We start from the raw sequence: 15,557 nt of genomic DNA, 5'->3' as shown, positions 1-15,557 counted from the left end.
TATATTGTCAAAAAATAATAAAGTAGGAATATGTATCCCAGTGATATAGTGGAAGAAGAAAGGATACATTTAGCTCCATTTGTTGGTCCTTGCAAGATAGGACGGTCACGTAAACATAATATAAGAGATATAATTAATGGCATTCGTTACGTAATTAGGAGTGGTTGTCAGTGGGGATTATTACCTAAAGATTTTCCCCCATGGCAAACAGTATATGACTATTATTTACGTTGGCGTAAGAATGGTAGATGGCAAGAAATACATGATAGATTAGTCCAAAAAGTAAGGGAGAAAGAAAGTAAGAAACCCACTCCTACTGTAGGGATTATAGATAGTCAGTCTGTTAAGACTACCCAAAAAGGGGAGCTAGAGGATATGATGCAGGCAAGAAGATTAAGGGTAGGAAACGCCATATAGTTACAGATACACTTGGTTTAGTATTATCATGTGAAGTACATTCAGCAGGTATACAAGACAGAGATGGTACTAAAAATGTAATAATCAAGGCAAAAGCAAAATATCCTAGTATTATCAAATTTTTTGCAGATAGTGGTTATGCTGGAGCATTACAAATTTGGTGTTTTTTAACTGTAAGAGCATTACTGACAATTTCTCGTAAAATTGTTGATCAAGTGGGGTTTAAAGTGATTCCCAAGCGTTGGATAGTTGAACGTATAGCTTAATGCGATAAGGTAGTGACTTTTTTAAGAGCATAGTAAACCGCATCAAAAAAGTGCTCAAAATTAGAAACAGTTTTTCTTATTTCGTTCTTGATTTTAAACCAGTAATGCTCAATAGGATTTAAATCTTACTATTACCCACAATTATAAAATGCTGCTAGAGTATTCACTGATCATTTTAAATAAGAAGGATAGGCGATATGCAAGATATAGTAACATACGGGATAAATATATCAAGCACTGGTTGGTTAGAGAATGAGCTCAGGCATGTTGACTTTAAAGATAAAAGACTTATAAATCGGCTTATTAAAACCAGTAACTTACTTGATAGCAAAGCATCCGGCACAATAAATCAAAGTTGCAGATCCTGGAAAGATGCGAAGGGAGCTTACAGACTATTTAGCAATGATAAGTTTGATATAGATGAAGTCTATTCTTCGCATCATGTGGAAACACAAAATAGAATCCAAGGCAAAAATTTAGTGTTTGCAATTCAGGATACAACTTACCTGGATTATGACACTCATATTAAGACAAAAGGGCTAGGCAGTATCTCCAAAGCTTATACAAAGCACAAACAGGGTCTTATTATGCATAGTACTATTATAGTGACGCCAGGAGGTCTGCCTTTAGGCCTTACCTCTCAGCAATGTTGGGCACGTATCGCAAGGGAAGAGGATCAGAAGGAAAAAGCAAGGCGTAAGTATATCACTCACATCAAAGATAAAGAAAGCTATAAATGGATTAACGCGTTTGAGGAAACAATTGCCAATATTCCTGAAAATACTAGAGTTATTACGGTTGGAGATAGAGAAGCAGATATCTTTGATTTGTTATGGAAAATTGAAGAATCAGCTGCAGAATTTGTAATTCGCAACAGACAGGATAGGAAATTTATTTGCCCGGAAAATGGTAAAACAAAAATACAAACGAAAATAAGTAAGCTACAGTCCAAGAAAGAGATTAGACTGAAAATCCCAGGCAATGGACTTCATAAAGCAAGAAAAGCAAATGTTGAAATTAAATACACATATGGGCACATACCAATTAGGTCTGTATCTTTATATGGCCCTGAAAATACTGATCACAAAATCAGTGACAAATTAGCTGTTTATGTTGTAAGCGCTAAAGAAATTAATGCCCCTGTTGGAGTAGAGGCAATCGATTGGACTATACTGACCAACATCCCCGTGAGTAGCTTTGAAGATGCTGTTGAGCGTATAACTTGGTATAAGCTAAGATGGAAAATAGAAGAATATTTTAGAGTTCTGAAATCAGGATGCAAGATAGAAGCCTCTCGCTTATCTGCCGAAACAAAGCTACAAAAATTAATTGCCATAAAAAGCCTCATTGCTTTTAAAATTTTATATTTATCAAAAATAGCCTCAACTTGTCCTGAAGAGAGCTGCGATAGCATACTTACCACCCAAGAATGGAAAACGCTTTATATGCGCGTGCACAGAACAAATAATACTCCTGGCAAGCCTCCAAATATAAAAGAAGCTATTATTTTGCTTGGTAAATTAGGAGGCTTTATGGCAAGAAAGAGTGATGGGTTGCCCGGAGCAATGTCTTTATGGCGGGGATATGAAATCCTTCAAGAGAGCGTAATGATGCTATCAATTGTTAGTGGTAAAATTTGTGGGTAATAGTAAGGATTTAAATCAGGAGAGTAAGTTGGTAAAAATAAAATACTGCAACCAACAGATTTAAATGATACTCCTCGCAGCAGAGCTACGAGGTATCTATCCAAAAAGTTTTAACTGTTTTTGTTGAAATGCTTTATAAGAAGGTTTGCCTGAACCTTGATTTTTTACATAATTACGTAATTTCTGCTCATCACCATGTTTACCTACTGTGCTCATAAAATATCCTTTACTCCAAAACTCACTTCCCCATAATTTTTCTTTAAGATTTGGATATTTCTTAAACATTTCCTTAGATGTAATACTTTTTATGATTTGAGTTATCAAAACTTACGCTATGAGTGGAAGAGTGATAAATTATTGTAAGAATAATTAAACATGTCAAAGAGGAACAGATTGCAAGCAATACCAATTAATAGAACAGATTACTGTCAATTTTTAACAATTAGCCAAAAGAATTATAGTTTAACCTACTACGCTGAACATGCCAAGAAATGTAGCCATGATGTTATTAATAGATTTTTAGAAAATGAAAAATATACTCCTTCTTTGTTATGGGAACACATTAAGAATGATGTTATCTTTTCATCTAACGGATATACAATATTTGATGATACGGTGTTAAACAAAAGGAACACAAAGAAAATAGAGGTTGCTAGATCGCAGTATAGTGGAGCTACAGGTGGAGTTACTACCGGTATAGGAGTAGTGAGTCTTGTATATTATAACCCCGATATTGATAAGTTTTGGGTAATAGATTATCGCATTTTTTCACCTGATCATGATGGAGCGACGAAACTAGATCACCTACTAAAGATGTTCAATAATGCTGTTTATAGTAAAAAACGCGAGTTTCGTATTCAAAAAGTCGCTGTATAGCTGATAAACAGTGGGTTACGGGGATATTGATAATACTGTTTTTGTTATAAAGTGAGTACAAAATACAAATTGCTAATTAAAATATGGTATTTATAGTATAAGAAAAAAGTTTATAGGTTATTGAAAAAACTTTAAGAGCAATAACCTATGATAATGGATTTTACAGAAATATTTTGTTACGTCGATGATTTTTTTCAAGAATTAGACAAGCATACAAATTCAATTACTAACCATAACAACAAATCTGGTCCTAAAAGTCGACTTAACAGAAGTGAGGTAATAACAATTATAATAGGCTACTGGCAGTCATCTTATGATTGTTTTAAGAATTATTATCTGAAGCAAATATGGATTTATCATCAAAGAGATTTTCAATTAGTAAGCTATAGTCAATTTATAAAAATAATAGGTCCACATTTACCACTATTAGTACTGATATTCAATTCTATTTTGGATCAGTGTGATGGCCTTTCTTTTGTAGATTCAAGTAGTATAGAGGTATGTAAGAGATACCGTATTTCAATGAATAAAGGGACTGTTGCGAGATGAGAGGGTAGCAGGTATAATAAAAAAATAAAAAATATGTTTATATGTCAGAGTATCAAATGCTAATGGTAAGTTTAGATGAGTTAGTAAATGCGGATCATCAATATCGTAAATTCAAAAGTTTATTCAAATTCAAAGCAGTTGAAGCTGAGTTATTAGCATTAGAATGCGAAGCTAATTATAAAGGATATGGTATAGAGAGGCTGTTTAAATGTTTGCTGCTACAATTTATGGAAGACTTATCTGATCGGGAATTAGAACGTTATTTAGCTGATAGCACAGCGGCGAAATGGTTTTGTAATTTTGCTCTTACAGAAAAGACACCTGATTATAGTGTATTTAGTAAAATACGTAAAAAAATAGGTACTAATTTACTATCAAAAATATTTACAAAATTCCGCGATCAACTACGAGTACAAGGCTATATGGGTGAAGTATTTACCTTTGTAGATGCTTCTCATTTAATCTCAAAAGCTAATCTCTGGGAGGAACGTGATAAACTAAGAGCACAAAAATATGATAAATTGAATAATGAGACTTTGCCTAAGGTTGCAAAGGATAAACAAGCCAAAATTGGCTGTAAGGGAGGGAATAAATTTTGGTATGGTTATAAAAAACATGTGAGTGTTGATATTCAATCAGGCATGATCAATAAGGTTGCAGTTACCCCTGCAAATGTTACCGATAGCAAAGGTTTTAAGCATGTTATGCCAAGTTCTGGTGCTACATATGTTGATAAAGGTTATTGTACAATCTCTACCAAGAATGCAGCAGCTAAAAAGGGAGTCCATCTTTGTGCAATAAAGAAAAATAATATGAAAGATAAGAATTTTGACCTTGATAAATATTATACGAAAATCAGAGCACCTTTCGAGATGGTATTTTCAAAAGATAATAAGCGGGTTAGATATATAGGAATTGCCAAAAATCAATTCTCCGAATTTATGAATGCCATATGTTTTAATTTAAAACGATTAGTGGTTTTAACAACTTTAATGGCTTAAAGAAATTTATTAATAAAAATTCTAACTCTGTAAACAAATCTCTATTAAATTACTACACTATTGAATAACATTTATCTCTATATTAAACAGAATTTCTTTTTTAAAATATTTATTACCTCCTTTCCTCTTATTTTACTATCAAAAATTATCTTTCAACGACCCCATAAAGTGTTCGCCGGCATAGCAGCACGCAGTAAGACAACAAAAGGTTGGTTCTATGGACTTAAACTACATCTAATAATTAATAGAGCCGGTGGTATAGTTAAAGCATCTTTTAGCCCTGGCAATAAGGATGATAGAAAACAGCTGGAACTGATGATCAAAAATCTTTTTGGTAAAGTATTCGGAGATCGTGGTTATATTTCACAACAATTATTTCAACAACTTTTAGAGCAAGGAATTTTTATGGTAACTAGGGTAAAGAAAAATATGAAAAATAAACTTATGTCTATGTTGGATAAAATATTATTGCTTAAAAGAGCATTAATAGAATCTGTGTTTAGTAAAATTAAACTATTGGGGAAGTTTGAGCATTCAAGGCATAGATCAGTTACAAATGCCTTTGTGCATATGGTTGCAGCACTGATAAATTATCAAATGTCTGATAATAAACCTTCTATTACATCTCTCTTGATATGCTAAATCCTATGCTATATTAATTCGAAACTCGTGTTTTATAGTAAAAAGATTCCTTTTCAAACTGTACTTTTTGACACATGGTATGCTACACACAAAATTATGCAACATGTTGACTCCTTGGGCAAATATTATTATGCCCCTATTAAAGCCAATAGAAATGTTAGTAAAACGTGTGATTACGAGCCTTATAAAGCTGTTAGCAAGTTGACGTTTTCAGATGAAGAAATTAAGAATGGAATGGAGATTCATATAAAAGGATTTGCCAAAAATAAGCATGTTAATTTGTTTAAATTTACTGTTTCTACCAACAGAGTTGATTATGTTGTTACCAATAACAAAACTCAAAAATCTTCTAAAGCTGCACAAGATGAGTTTGGCTTGCGATGGGTAATTGAGAGCATGCATAGAAAAATTAAGCAACTGACTGGTATAGAACGTTGCCAATGCAGAAAACAGCGTATCCAACGTAATCACATTAGTTGTGCATTTCTAGTTTGGGCTTTTCTCAAATGTCATTGTCAAATAAAAAGGGACCAGTAAATTGCACGAAAAAGGGACCACTATATGTAAAAATTTTTATGTCAAATGACCTCCAAATTTATAGTTATTAATACGATAACTTTTACCTGTGATGTTTAGTATATGTGCATGATGTACTACTCGATCAATAATTGCATGAGTTAATAACTCATCAGCAAATATTTCATTCCATCTTTCAAAATCCTTGTTTGTGGTAATAATGGTAGATTTATTTTCATATCGTTTAGCAATAATATTAAAAAAATCATCTACTGAATGTTTTGGTAATTGCTTAAAACCTAACTCATCAAGAATTAATAAGTCAAATGATAAGAGTAATTTAACTTTTTTGTGATAGCTATTATCTGCTCTTGCAATATGTAAATTATAAAGCATATCCGATACCGTAGTAAAATATACAGAGTATTCTCGTGTTAAAGCTTTTAATGCTAATCCAATAGCAAGATGAGTTTTGCCAGTTCCAGAATTACCTATGAATATGACATTGCCCTTAGTATTAATATAATCACAAGTAGATAAATCACTTATTACTTTGGCATCAATACTTGGTTGGAACTGAAAATCAAAGTCTTCTAAATTTTTAGTGACTGGTAATTTAGCAGCACTTTTACGACGACGGTAATTATTATCCTTACGGTGAGATTTTTCATCTTCACATAATAGTGAGAGAAATTCTTTAAATCCTAGTTTATTATTTTGAGCATAAATAATCCTTTCATTTAAGCTATTGACTATACCTGATAATCTAAAACTACGTAGGTCATTAAGCAAGTTCTGCATTCTGACCTCCAAACTCTGGCAATGGTAAGTTTACTGCATTACTATTTAAGATATTTTTAATTTTAGAGTAAGAACTTATACCGTAATGTAATGCTCTATGACAAGCTTTATCTATTAACTCATCATTGTAAACCTTACGTAAAGAAATAATACCTCTAGCACAACGTTGCCAATCATTTACTCGTGTTTGTTGTAATAACTCTAATAATAAACTGCAATTATTTCCTATCTGCTGCATTTGTTGTTGATAATGTTCACTATATTCTATAAAACCTGGGCATAGACGTTTATATTTGGCATAATGAGACGGATTAGTGGTAAATATTCCTTTGCCATCTGTTCTAACGTGCCTTGCTATTAAATCATTTTGGATAGAAAATATTTGAACAAGTTTTGGTGATAATTGTACCAGTACCTCACTGTATATATATTTTGCCGGTACGGAATAATAATTATTATCTATGGTGATATGACAATCTTTTGCTACTTTTCGATTATGCCACGATGACAAATCAAACGTTTCTAATGGTAAAGGCATTAAATTATTACTTTCTTCTTGCTCAAATAGTTCCTGAGGAATTTTTTTAGTAGTACCATGTATTCGGTTATTTGCTTTATTTAACCAGTTAGCAAGATCATGTGTTAATTCTTCATATCTATGAAATTTACGTCCAGCAAAAAAATTATTTTTGACATACTTTATTCCTGATTCTACTTTGCCTTTTTCTTGAGGTTGATATACACGACAAGGAGAAAGTAAAATTCCATAATGATCAGCTAAACGTTTGTATTCCTTCTGATATACGGGCTCATAGAAATTGCTATCTACCACTCCAGCTTTAAGATTATCAAGTTTTATTACTTTTGGACTGCCAGCAAAATAATTAAATGCATTGATATGACATTGTATCCATGTTTGACAACTTTGATCAAACACTACTTCATAATAATCAAGGCGACTATAACTTAAACGCATATTAAATACATATGCTTTAACTCTACGCCCCTTAGAATTATACTGTAAGCCTATGTCACCAAAATCTACTTGTGCTTCCTCTCCTGCTAAAGTATGAAAACGAATGCAACTGTTATTTTGTATCTTATATTTTTTGATATAACGGGTTAGCGAACCATAACTTTTTGTATAACCTTGAATTTTTAACTCTTCAAAAATTCTTATGTAACTTAGATTCTTTTCTAATAACTCAATTATTTGTTCGTGCCAAGAATCCAGTGCTGAAGATCGTTCATAGGGTGCAGGAGATTCTGTACCAGACTCTACATAACGGTTTACTATTTTTCTTACTGTTTTACGGTCTATTCTCGTTAGTTTGGCAATATTTCTTTGACTATTGCCTTGCTTATAAAGGGTGATAATTGTTGTGTACATATTTATTCTTATCATTGTATCACTAGATATTTATTTTAATTAATTATCTAGTGAATATTGCACATTATAACCTTATTAGGTTACACCAAATTCTCTGGTCCCTTTTTCGTGCAATTTACTGGTCCCTTTTACTTTAGCAATGACACTCAAAAGAACTGCAAATAAAATAGGTAAAACGGTCTACCAAATAAAGTTAGGGCTTTTAGATGACTATATGCAACAACAGCTTCGTTCTCCATCTTTACGATATTTAGAACCAAACATAGCGTAAGTTTTGTTATTTGATATGGAATTAATAATCTGCCCTTTTTATCGAGGTTACTATGTAAAGCTTTCATTATTATATAATAAAAAATTTTAATGTACTAAATATCATATATATAATGTCAATTATTAATTATGTACATTAATAAAATATAACTATCAAATTAAAAATCCATTAAGGGGTCGTTGAAAGATAATTTTTGATAGTAAAATAAGAGGAAAGGAGGTAATAAATATTTTAAAAAAGAAATTCTGTTTAATATAGAGATAAATGTTATTCAATAGTGTAGTAATTTAATAGAGATTTGTTTACAGAGTTAGAATTTTTATTAATAAATTTCTTTAAGCCATTAAAGTTGTTAAAACCACTAATCGTTTTAAATTAAAACATATGGCATTCATAAATTCGGAGAATTGATTTTTGGCAATTCCTATATATCTAACCCGCTTATTATCTTTTGAAAATACCATCTCGAAAGGTGCTCTGATTTTCGTATAATATTTATCAAGGTCAAAATTCTTATCTTTCATATTATTTTTCTTTATTGCACAAAGATGGACTCCCTTTTTAGCTGCTGCATTCTTGGTAGAGATTGTACAATAACCTTTATCAACATATGTAGCACCAGAACTTGGCATAACATGCTTAAAACCTTTGCTATCGGTAACATTTGCAGGGGTAACTGCAACCTTATTGATCATGCCTGATTGAATATCAACACTCACATGTTTTTTATAACCATACCAAAATTTATTCCCTCCCTTACAGCCAATTTTGGCTTGTTTATCCTTTGCAACCTTAGGCAAAGTCTCATTATTCAATTTATCATATTTTTGTGCTCTTAGTTTATCACGTTCCTCCCAGAGATTAGCTTTTGAGATTAAATGAGAAGCATCTACAAAGGTAAATACTTCACCCATATAGCCTTGTACTCGTAGTTGATCGCGGAATTTTGTAAATATTTTTGATAGTAAATTAGTACCTATTTTTTTACGTATTTTACTAAATACACTATAATCAGGTGTCTTTTCTGTAAGAGCAAAATTACAAAACCATTTCGCCGCTGTGCTATCAGCTAAATAACGTTCTAATTCCCGATCAGATAAGTCTTCCATAAATTGTAGCAGCAAACATTTAAACAGCCTCTCTATACCATATCCTTTATAATTAGCTTCGCATTCTAATGCTAATAACTCAGCTTCAACTGCTTTGAATTTGAATAAACTTTTGAATTTACGATATTGATGATCCGCATTTACTAACTCATCTAAACTTACCATTAGCATTTGATACTCTGACATATAAACATATTTTTTATTTTTTTATTATACCTGCTACCCTCTCATCTCGCAACAGTCCCATTAAAATTAAAATATGGTGAAATTTCAAAAATTGGTTACGTTTGTAATTAACGTCCATATGTACGAATATTACTTGTTTTTTGACTAGCAACAAGATTTTGAAATTTATTAGGTTGTTTATTCATTAACATATTTGCATGTTGATTTCGAAGTTCTTGCCCTTTATTTTCGGCTTCTTTAGTTGTAAGAATTGGCTTATTATTAGCCAATTTAATAGCACTGTCGCATATGAAAACTCCACAATCATAAGCATTTGTTTGTTGGCGAGTTTTTAGATCTTCTATTTTTGCATTAGGATAAACTTCATTAATGTATTGCGTTACTTTTGGACGATCTCCTATCGGATTACCGTTAGGGTCATTATAAATAAATTTCACATTACCTTTTTCATCTTGTTTAGCAACTAAAATTAACCAATGTTCGTGTCCTGTATTAAGAGGTATAATTGCTGGTTTGTTATCTATAATTAAATTTTCTGTTGCAGCACGTAGAGTATCTTTTAATATTTCTGGTTCTTCTAAAGAAGCATGATGAAATATTGAGAACTTATTCTTATCTATATTTGCATCTAATATTTTTTTATATCATCTTCATTATATAAATAATTGGGCTTTGTTATATTTGCTATATCATTGCTTATTTGAGCAGTATTATGTTGTGTAGGTTGATTTTGATGTGTAGGAGCAGTTTGTGTTCTAGGATTACTATCTGCCATCATAGCTTTATAATCTTGTTCAGTCATTCCAAGTTGTTCCCAATCTGATTGTTGTGTAGATTGATGATTTTGGTATGTAGAAGTAGTTTGCTAACCAGGGTTATTATCTGCCATCATGGATTTGTAATCTTGCTCCGTCATTCCTAATTTTTCCCAAGGTTTTTATTTTGTGACGAATAAGCAGCGGCATGTCGTGCATGACTATCAGATGACATCATTGTCTTATAATCTTGTTCAGTCATTCCAATTTTTTTCCAAGGTTCTTGTAAAGGATTAGAATTAGTTTTTTGTGTATGCTCTTGTGATTTTTGATCTGGGTTTACCATAACTGTTCCTCATTTTGATAAATTAGTTAATTTCCTTTGAAATATCCACAGAGATTAGCCTTTTTCAAATTAAACTTCGTTTGTCCGAGTCGCATATATTAGTATTATATTTCGCTCCTGTATAAGCAGAAACAGGGTAAAAATCAAGCTTTTAGTTTTAAAAGCAAAACTTACGCTATGAGTGGAAGAGTGATAAATTATTGTAAGAATAATTAAACATGTCAAAGAGGAACAGATTGCAAGCAATACCAATTAATAGAACAGATTACTGTCAATTTTTAACAATTAGCCAAAAGAATTATAGTTTAACCTACTACGCTGAACATGCCAAGAAATGTAGCCATGATGTTAATGATACTCCTCGCAGCAGAGCTACGAGGTATCTATCCAAAAAGTTTTAACTGTTTTTGTTGAAATGCTTTATAAGAAGGTTTGCCTGAACCTTGATTTTTTACATAATTACGTAATTTCCGCTCATCACCATGTTTACATACTGTGCTCATAAAATATCCTTTACTCCAAAACTCACTTCCCCATAATTTTTCTTTAAGATTTGGATATTTCTTAAACATTTCCTTAGATGTAATACTTTTTATGATTTGAGTTATTTTTGTTGGGCTATACATTAGTATTGACTGTAGTAAAAAATGTACATGTTCTTTATCTACTCCTATTTCCAAAAATCTAATTTCATAACGAGCTTCTATGTCCTCACAAATTTTACATAAATAATCGTCTAGTTCCTCTTTGAATATTACTCTTCTATACTTTGCCGGTGTTACTAAATGATATATTAGTACTGTGACATTATCACTTTTATGTATATAACTGCTTTCTTCCATGCATCTAGTATATCACGAAGCAGACCTTCGGGGAATTAAACCCTAAGAGATTAAAGAGTTCTTTCTTTATTCTTACTCGTATTTTGGCTTTTAATCATGTTTTGGTATTTATTATTCGGTACCTTAGTATCCTTTTGCATTTGTTGTCCAATCCCCTGAGCTTGTTGTTTGGTCATAGCTTGAGTTAAAATCTCTGCATGTTGATTTCGAAGTTCTTGTGCATTTGTTTTAAGAATCTGTTGTCCCTTGGCGATTTTGATAAGATTATCTACAGTAAAAACTCCACAATCAAAATTATTATCCTGCTGCTTAATTTTTTCATCAATTATAATTGGTTTATTAGGAAGGTTGTCTAAGGCTTTATCTATTAATTTCGGTAATTTTTTACCATCATAATCAATTGAGTTGCCAAGTGAGTCATTAAAGGTTAGTATTACTTGCTTATCTTTTTCATCATATGTAGCTACTAGTCCTGTCCAATGACCATAACCCATTTCAATAGGAATAACAGCGGCTTTCTTCTTTCCATCCGTTACTTGAGAAATGGCATTTTTCAAAACATTTTCAGGAATTTGGTCAGTAGGCAATAAGCTTGGATCAATATTTTGATTTAAAGATATGGGAGCATGGACAGAAAAATTATTTTTATCCAAAGATGCCTCCAAAATATACTGGATTTGATGATTTTCATACCAGTGGTTAGGTTTTTTTACATCGTTAATATCTCTAACTTCGAGAGGAATACGAAAAGGATCATGTTGGGTAGTATTAGAAGTAACAGCAGGGATGTTATTTAACATCATGGCTTTATAAGCTTGATCTGTCATTCCAATTTTTTCCCAATCTTTTTGTGAAGAATTAGTATTAATTTGTTGTGTAGTTTGTTGCTTTATTGCTGCTAAAGCCGGTTGTTGTTTTTGCTCCTTTGGTAATTCAATTAACTCTGGTTCTGTTTTTGTTGTAGGTTGTGGTTGAAAAGTTTGAGTTTCCACTTTTTTACCAAGGTAACTAGTTATAACACTTTTAAAATAGTTAAAGACTCTTCTAAAAAATCCTGGTTGTTCTGATTCTTTAGGCTCATATGATATAGTTGGTTCTTTTTGTGTATCATCAGGAATATTTTTCATAACTTGCTCTCTATCGAAATTAAAATCTATAGGATTTACTTCAGGTTTTCCTAAATCTTTTTGAAATTGCCGTGATATTTGAGATACGTATTTTTTTAGATTTTCAGCAGCATTATTTGGATCTTTTAAAATTTCGGTAATTTCAAGTTTAAGACCATAAATTTGATCATCAGAAGTAATACCAAATTTAGCTATTATAAGATTTGTTGCCTGATCTAAGGATAAGGGCCAAGTTTTTACAGTTACTCTTCCTCCTTGATTTTTAGTTGTTTTTATTAGCTTATCTAATTCTGCTTTGTCAGGTATAGCACCGGAAAGTAATTTATTAACTTTTTTATCATCAGCAAGATTATTAAAAACCGATAACACTGAATTTGTATCTGTTATAGTAGTAGCTTTATCTCTATTTAGTGCATTTTCATTTATAGCAAGTTCTCTATCTTGTTCATTTGCAAAAAATACATGATTAGTTTTTGCAAGAATCTCTTTCCAATAAGCAGCTAACTCAGGGTTTCCTGCTAATGAAGTATAATGTTCAAAAGTAATAGTACTCTTAATATTTAAATTTTGTAGATTAATTAAATCTTGTGATTTGAAAATGGGTTTTACGTTATTGTTATTAAGCTGGACATTAAAAATAGGGTTTTTATTTTGTTCCCTGGATTCTTTCAGTATTTCGGCAAAAATACGCTCTTTATCTGATATGCGTGATTCTTTACTAGTCTGAAGTGAGACAATTGTTGGCGAGTCTAAAACTGTTTCTTTACGTATTTTTTCTAATATTTGGTCATTACTACCAAGTAAAAGAGTAAATATGATAGGTTCAGCCATCATTAACCTTTATTAATAAAAGAGTTAATTATTATTATCCTTATTTTAAGAAATTAAATCAAGACATATTTAATGCTCCATGCTTTAACCTGTATAATTTATCCATTCTATGTGCTAATTCATGATTATGCGTTACCATTACAACAGCTGTATTTTGTTCCTTGGCTACTTTTAAAAATAAGTTAAATACTTCATTGGTAGTTTTAGGATCTAAGTTACCTGTAGGCTCGTCTGCTAAGATAATTTTTGGCTTATTAATTAAGCTGCGTGCTATTGCAACACGTTGTTGCTCCCCGCCTGATAACTCACCTGGCATATTATATAGCTTTTTGCCAAGACCCAAACTATCTAATATACTTTTTGCTGTCTCTATTGCTTCTTTTTGGTTAGAGCCATTAATAAGACGAGGCATAGTAACGTTTTCAATTGCAGTAAAATCTTTTAATAAATGATGTTGCTGATAAATGAAACCCAAATAATTAAGACGAATTAGATGGTTTGTTTTATACTGGTTATTTGCAATAATAACTTCGCCGTTAGTTGGTTTATCAAGCAAACCAGCAATATGTAGTAAAGTCGATTTACCACTACCAGAAGAGCCAATTACAGCAATTAGCTCGCCCTCATTGATATTTAAATTAAGGTCATCTAATACTCTAATAATAGAGTTGCCTTGCCTATAATGTTTAGAGACATTTTTTAAAGTTAGGATTTTATTACTCATATCTTAAGGTATCCACAGGATTTAATTTTGAAGCTTTATAAGAGGGATAAATTGTTGCTAAGAAGCATAATATTATAGATAAAGAAGCGATTAAGATAATATCCTGACTTCTTACTTCTGATGGTAGACTATAAAGATAATAAACTGCTGCTTCAAAAATCTTAGTACCGGTTATATTTTCTAAAAAGTTTTTAATAGTTCCGATATTATAAGAAAAAGTAATACCAAGAATTAAACCAAGTATAGTACCAAGCAAACCAATAAACATGCCATTATAGATAAAAATTAGCATTATCTGATTTGTGCTTGCTCCCATTGTTCTTAAAATTGCTATATCGGAAGTTTTATCTTTCACTAGCATAAATAAGCTTGAGATAATGTTAAAGGCAGCAACTGTAATTATTAAAGAAAGGATAGTAAACATAGCTGTACGCTCAACAGCTAAAGCACTTAAAAATTTTGAGTTCAAAGTTTGCCAGCTAAATATTTGTAAATTTTTTTCTAGTAATAGTTGTTGCACTTTATATGAATATGCAAGAGCTTTATCAGGGTGTAGGGTATTAACTTCAATTAAGTTTATGTTATTACCAAGAGATAGAAAATTTTGTGCTGCTTCAAGCGGCATTAATATGGTTGCTGAATCATAATCATACATACCGCTATTAAAAACTGCTATAACTTTAAACTCTTTTGATCTAGGTACGCTGCCAAAAGCAGTGGAAATAGAATTTGGTGAGATTAGTTTAACTTTATCGTTAACTGTCACACCTAAATTAGCAGCTAAACCTTGTCCAAGTGCTATTACATTCTTACCGTGGAAATTATCAAAACTACCAAAATTAATATTTTTAAAAATTTCATTTTTTAATTTTAAATCGTTTAAATCAATACCTTTAATAAAGGTACCACTATTATTATTTTTGCCTAGTGCTAAAGCTTGACCATTAGCAATAATATCCACATGTTTTATATAATCTTGCTGTAGTAATTTAGCTTTGATTTCTTCGTAATTATCAATACTACTAGTTTGAGGACTTATGACTATATCGCCGTTTAAACCGATAATATTTCTAGTTAGTTCTGTATGAAAGCCATTCATAACCGACATAACGACTATTAATGCCGCAACGCCGATCATTACTCCAAGCAAAGAAAATCCTGAAATTATAGAAACAAATTTTTCATTTTTTTTGGCTTTAAAATATCTAAAAGCCACTGTAAAGATAAAGTTATTATTGGTCATTTTTCTTTGTTGTCATACC

Annotated in this window: 16 protein-coding genes and 5 pseudogenes; 10 read left to right on the top strand and 11 right to left on the bottom strand. The window is 31.4% G+C overall.

All coding sequences use genetic code 11. The features are described 5' to 3' along the window. The first annotated feature begins 30 nt into the window (after positions 1 to 30). From ACOAL3_RS09795 to ACOAL3_RS09785, 3 genes are all read left to right on the top strand, one after another. The gene (locus ACOAL3_RS09795) at positions 31 to 417 is read left to right on the top strand and encodes a transposase (RefSeq protein WP_419234955.1); all 387 of its coding nucleotides are present in this window, start codon (positions 31 to 33) and stop codon (positions 415 to 417) included. Then, positions 393 to 683 (top strand): transposase, encoded by a 291-nt coding sequence (locus ACOAL3_RS09790; protein ID WP_419235646.1) that lies wholly within the window; start codon positions 393 to 395, stop codon positions 681 to 683. The genes ACOAL3_RS09795 and ACOAL3_RS09790 overlap by 25 nt, the downstream gene beginning before the upstream one ends. Positions 684 to 880: 197 nt before the next feature. Further along, positions 881 to 2,329 carry an IS4 family transposase gene (locus tag ACOAL3_RS09785; RefSeq protein ID WP_419234585.1) on the top strand — a complete coding sequence of 483 codons (1,449 nt, stop codon included), beginning with the start codon at positions 881 to 883 and terminating at the stop codon, positions 2,327 to 2,329. A gap of 96 nt (positions 2,330 to 2,425) precedes the next feature. Here the strand turns inward: ACOAL3_RS09785 and ACOAL3_RS09780 are convergent, their stop codons facing one another. Further along, positions 2,426 to 2,653 (bottom strand): transposase, encoded by a 228-nt coding sequence (locus ACOAL3_RS09780; RefSeq protein ID WP_419234954.1) that lies wholly within the window; start codon positions 2,651 to 2,653, stop codon positions 2,426 to 2,428. Between the two features lie 69 nt (positions 2,654 to 2,722). Between ACOAL3_RS09780 and ACOAL3_RS09775 the strand changes: the two are divergent. The 5 genes and pseudogenes from ACOAL3_RS09775 to ACOAL3_RS09755 form a co-directional block, all read left to right on the top strand. Next, positions 2,723 to 3,184: pseudogene (locus ACOAL3_RS09775) on the top strand (IS701 family transposase); the annotation flags it as partial. 174 nt (positions 3,185 to 3,358) lie between these two features. Next, positions 3,359 to 3,754, top strand: coding sequence for a hypothetical protein (locus ACOAL3_RS09770; protein ID WP_419234952.1), 396 nt, complete (start codon positions 3,359 to 3,361; stop codon positions 3,752 to 3,754). A gap of 41 nt (positions 3,755 to 3,795) precedes the next feature. Beyond that, complete coding sequence (locus ACOAL3_RS09765) at positions 3,796 to 4,755, top strand: transposase (protein WP_419234543.1); 960 nt, start codon at positions 3,796 to 3,798, stop codon at positions 4,753 to 4,755. A 162-nt stretch (positions 4,756 to 4,917) separates the two neighbouring features. Continuing rightward, positions 4,918 to 5,397, top strand: a pseudogene (locus tag ACOAL3_RS09760) (IS982 family transposase); the annotation flags it as partial. A 33-nt stretch (positions 5,398 to 5,430) separates the two neighbouring features. Then, a pseudogene (locus tag ACOAL3_RS09755) lies at positions 5,431 to 5,904 on the top strand (transposase); the annotation flags it as partial. A gap of 66 nt (positions 5,905 to 5,970) precedes the next feature. On the opposite strand, the gene istB reads toward ACOAL3_RS09755, so the two are convergent. Continuing rightward, positions 5,971 to 6,714 (bottom strand): IS21-like element helper ATPase IstB, encoded by a 744-nt coding sequence (gene istB, locus ACOAL3_RS09750; RefSeq protein ID WP_419234522.1) that lies wholly within the window; start codon positions 6,712 to 6,714, stop codon positions 5,971 to 5,973. After that, complete coding sequence (gene istA, locus ACOAL3_RS09745; protein ID WP_419234561.1) at positions 6,698 to 8,104, bottom strand: IS21 family transposase; 1,407 nt, start codon at positions 8,102 to 8,104, stop codon at positions 6,698 to 6,700. Before istA ends, istB begins: the two co-directional genes overlap by 17 nt. A gap of 145 nt (positions 8,105 to 8,249) precedes the next feature. Between istA and ACOAL3_RS09740 the strand changes: the two are divergent. Continuing rightward, positions 8,250 to 8,375 (top strand): annotated as a pseudogene (locus tag ACOAL3_RS09740) (IS701 family transposase); the annotation flags it as partial. Positions 8,376 to 8,710: 335 nt separating this feature from the next. On the opposite strand, the gene ACOAL3_RS09735 reads toward ACOAL3_RS09740, so the two are convergent. The 4 genes from ACOAL3_RS09735 to ACOAL3_RS09720 all read right to left on the bottom strand — a co-directional run bounded on the left by ACOAL3_RS09735 (position 8,711) and on the right by ACOAL3_RS09720 (position 10,771). Next, positions 8,711 to 9,670, bottom strand: coding sequence for a transposase (locus tag ACOAL3_RS09735; RefSeq protein WP_419234543.1), 960 nt, complete (start codon positions 9,668 to 9,670; stop codon positions 8,711 to 8,713). 107 nt (positions 9,671 to 9,777) lie between these two features. After that, positions 9,778 to 10,194, bottom strand: a complete 417-nt coding sequence (locus ACOAL3_RS09730; protein ID WP_419235645.1) for a Ulp1 family isopeptidase — start codon at positions 10,192 to 10,194, stop codon at positions 9,778 to 9,780. Positions 10,195 to 10,298: 104 nt separating this feature from the next. Further along, positions 10,299 to 10,472 carry a hypothetical protein gene (locus ACOAL3_RS09725; protein ID WP_419234949.1) on the bottom strand — a complete coding sequence of 58 codons (174 nt, stop codon included), beginning with the start codon at positions 10,470 to 10,472 and terminating at the stop codon, positions 10,299 to 10,301. A 116-nt stretch (positions 10,473 to 10,588) separates the two neighbouring features. Continuing rightward, positions 10,589 to 10,771 (bottom strand): hypothetical protein, encoded by a 183-nt coding sequence (locus tag ACOAL3_RS09720; RefSeq protein WP_419234948.1) that lies wholly within the window; start codon positions 10,769 to 10,771, stop codon positions 10,589 to 10,591. Positions 10,772 to 11,007: 236 nt separating this feature from the next. On the opposite strand from ACOAL3_RS09720, the pseudogene ACOAL3_RS10975 reads away from it, so the two are divergent. Continuing rightward, positions 11,008 to 11,121, top strand: a pseudogene (locus tag ACOAL3_RS10975) (IS701 family transposase); the annotation flags it as partial. A 33-nt stretch (positions 11,122 to 11,154) separates the two neighbouring features. Here ACOAL3_RS10975 and tnpA read toward each other — a convergent pair. Genes tnpA through ACOAL3_RS09695 form a run of 4 tightly spaced genes read right to left on the bottom strand, consistent with a single transcriptional unit; the run spans position 11,155 to position 15,538 of the window. Further along, on the bottom strand, positions 11,155 to 11,613 hold the full coding sequence (tnpA, locus tag ACOAL3_RS09710) for an IS200/IS605 family transposase (RefSeq protein WP_419234946.1): 459 nt from the start codon (positions 11,611 to 11,613) through the stop codon (positions 11,155 to 11,157). 50 nt (positions 11,614 to 11,663) lie between these two features. After that, a complete protein-coding gene (locus tag ACOAL3_RS09705; RefSeq protein WP_419235644.1) occupies positions 11,664 to 13,571 on the bottom strand; it encodes a Ulp1 family isopeptidase in 1,908 nt (635 codons plus the stop codon). A 58-nt stretch (positions 13,572 to 13,629) separates the two neighbouring features. Continuing rightward, the gene (locus tag ACOAL3_RS09700; protein ID WP_419234945.1) at positions 13,630 to 14,295 is read right to left on the bottom strand and encodes an ABC transporter ATP-binding protein; all 666 of its coding nucleotides are present in this window, start codon (positions 14,293 to 14,295) and stop codon (positions 13,630 to 13,632) included. Beyond that, positions 14,288 to 15,538: a lipoprotein-releasing ABC transporter permease subunit gene (locus tag ACOAL3_RS09695; protein ID WP_419234944.1), complete on the bottom strand. Its 1,251-nt coding sequence runs from the start codon at positions 15,536 to 15,538 to the stop codon at positions 14,288 to 14,290. The genes ACOAL3_RS09700 and ACOAL3_RS09695 overlap by 8 nt, the downstream gene beginning before the upstream one ends. Positions 15,539 to 15,557 lie beyond the last annotated feature (19 nt).

Source organism: Rickettsia endosymbiont of Nabis limbatus (assembly GCF_965196655.1).
Lineage (GTDB): Bacteria > Pseudomonadota > Alphaproteobacteria > Rickettsiales > Rickettsiaceae > Rickettsia.
The sequence above is the reverse complement of the archived record's forward strand: the minus strand, read 5'-3'. Positions and strand labels throughout refer to the sequence as shown.

What these genes read in the sequence shown, in the direction of transcription:
- ACOAL3_RS09795 (WP_419234955.1), top strand. Translation starts at nt 31, where the DNA reads ATGTATCCCAGTGATATAGTGGAAGAAGAAAGGATACATTTAGCTCCA.
- ACOAL3_RS09785 (WP_419234585.1), top strand. Translation starts at nt 881, where the DNA reads ATGCAAGATATAGTAACATACGGGATAAATATATCAAGCACTGGTTGG.
- ACOAL3_RS09770 (WP_419234952.1), top strand. Translation starts at nt 3,359, where the DNA reads ATGGATTTTACAGAAATATTTTGTTACGTCGATGATTTTTTTCAAGAA.
- ACOAL3_RS09765 (WP_419234543.1), top strand. Translation starts at nt 3,796, where the DNA reads ATGTCAGAGTATCAAATGCTAATGGTAAGTTTAGATGAGTTAGTAAAT.
- istB (WP_419234522.1), bottom strand. Translation starts at nt 6,714, where the DNA reads ATGCAGAACTTGCTTAATGACCTACGTAGTTTTAGATTATCAGGTATA.
- istA (WP_419234561.1), bottom strand. Translation starts at nt 8,104, where the DNA reads ATGTACACAACAATTATCACCCTTTATAAGCAAGGCAATAGTCAAAGA.
- ACOAL3_RS09735 (WP_419234543.1), bottom strand. Translation starts at nt 9,670, where the DNA reads ATGTCAGAGTATCAAATGCTAATGGTAAGTTTAGATGAGTTAGTAAAT.
- ACOAL3_RS09725 (WP_419234949.1), bottom strand. Translation starts at nt 10,472, where the DNA reads ATGACTGAACAAGATTATAAAGCTATGATGGCAGATAGTAATCCTAGA.
- ACOAL3_RS09720 (WP_419234948.1), bottom strand. Translation starts at nt 10,771, where the DNA reads ATGGTAAACCCAGATCAAAAATCACAAGAGCATACACAAAAAACTAAT.
- tnpA (WP_419234946.1), bottom strand. Translation starts at nt 11,613, where the DNA reads ATGGAAGAAAGCAGTTATATACATAAAAGTGATAATGTCACAGTACTA.
- ACOAL3_RS09705 (WP_419235644.1), bottom strand. Translation starts at nt 13,571, where the DNA reads ATGGCTGAACCTATCATATTTACTCTTTTACTTGGTAGTAATGACCAA.
- ACOAL3_RS09700 (WP_419234945.1), bottom strand. Translation starts at nt 14,295, where the DNA reads ATGAGTAATAAAATCCTAACTTTAAAAAATGTCTCTAAACATTATAGG.
- ACOAL3_RS09695 (WP_419234944.1), bottom strand. Translation starts at nt 15,538, where the DNA reads ATGACCAATAATAACTTTATCTTTACAGTGGCTTTTAGATATTTTAAA.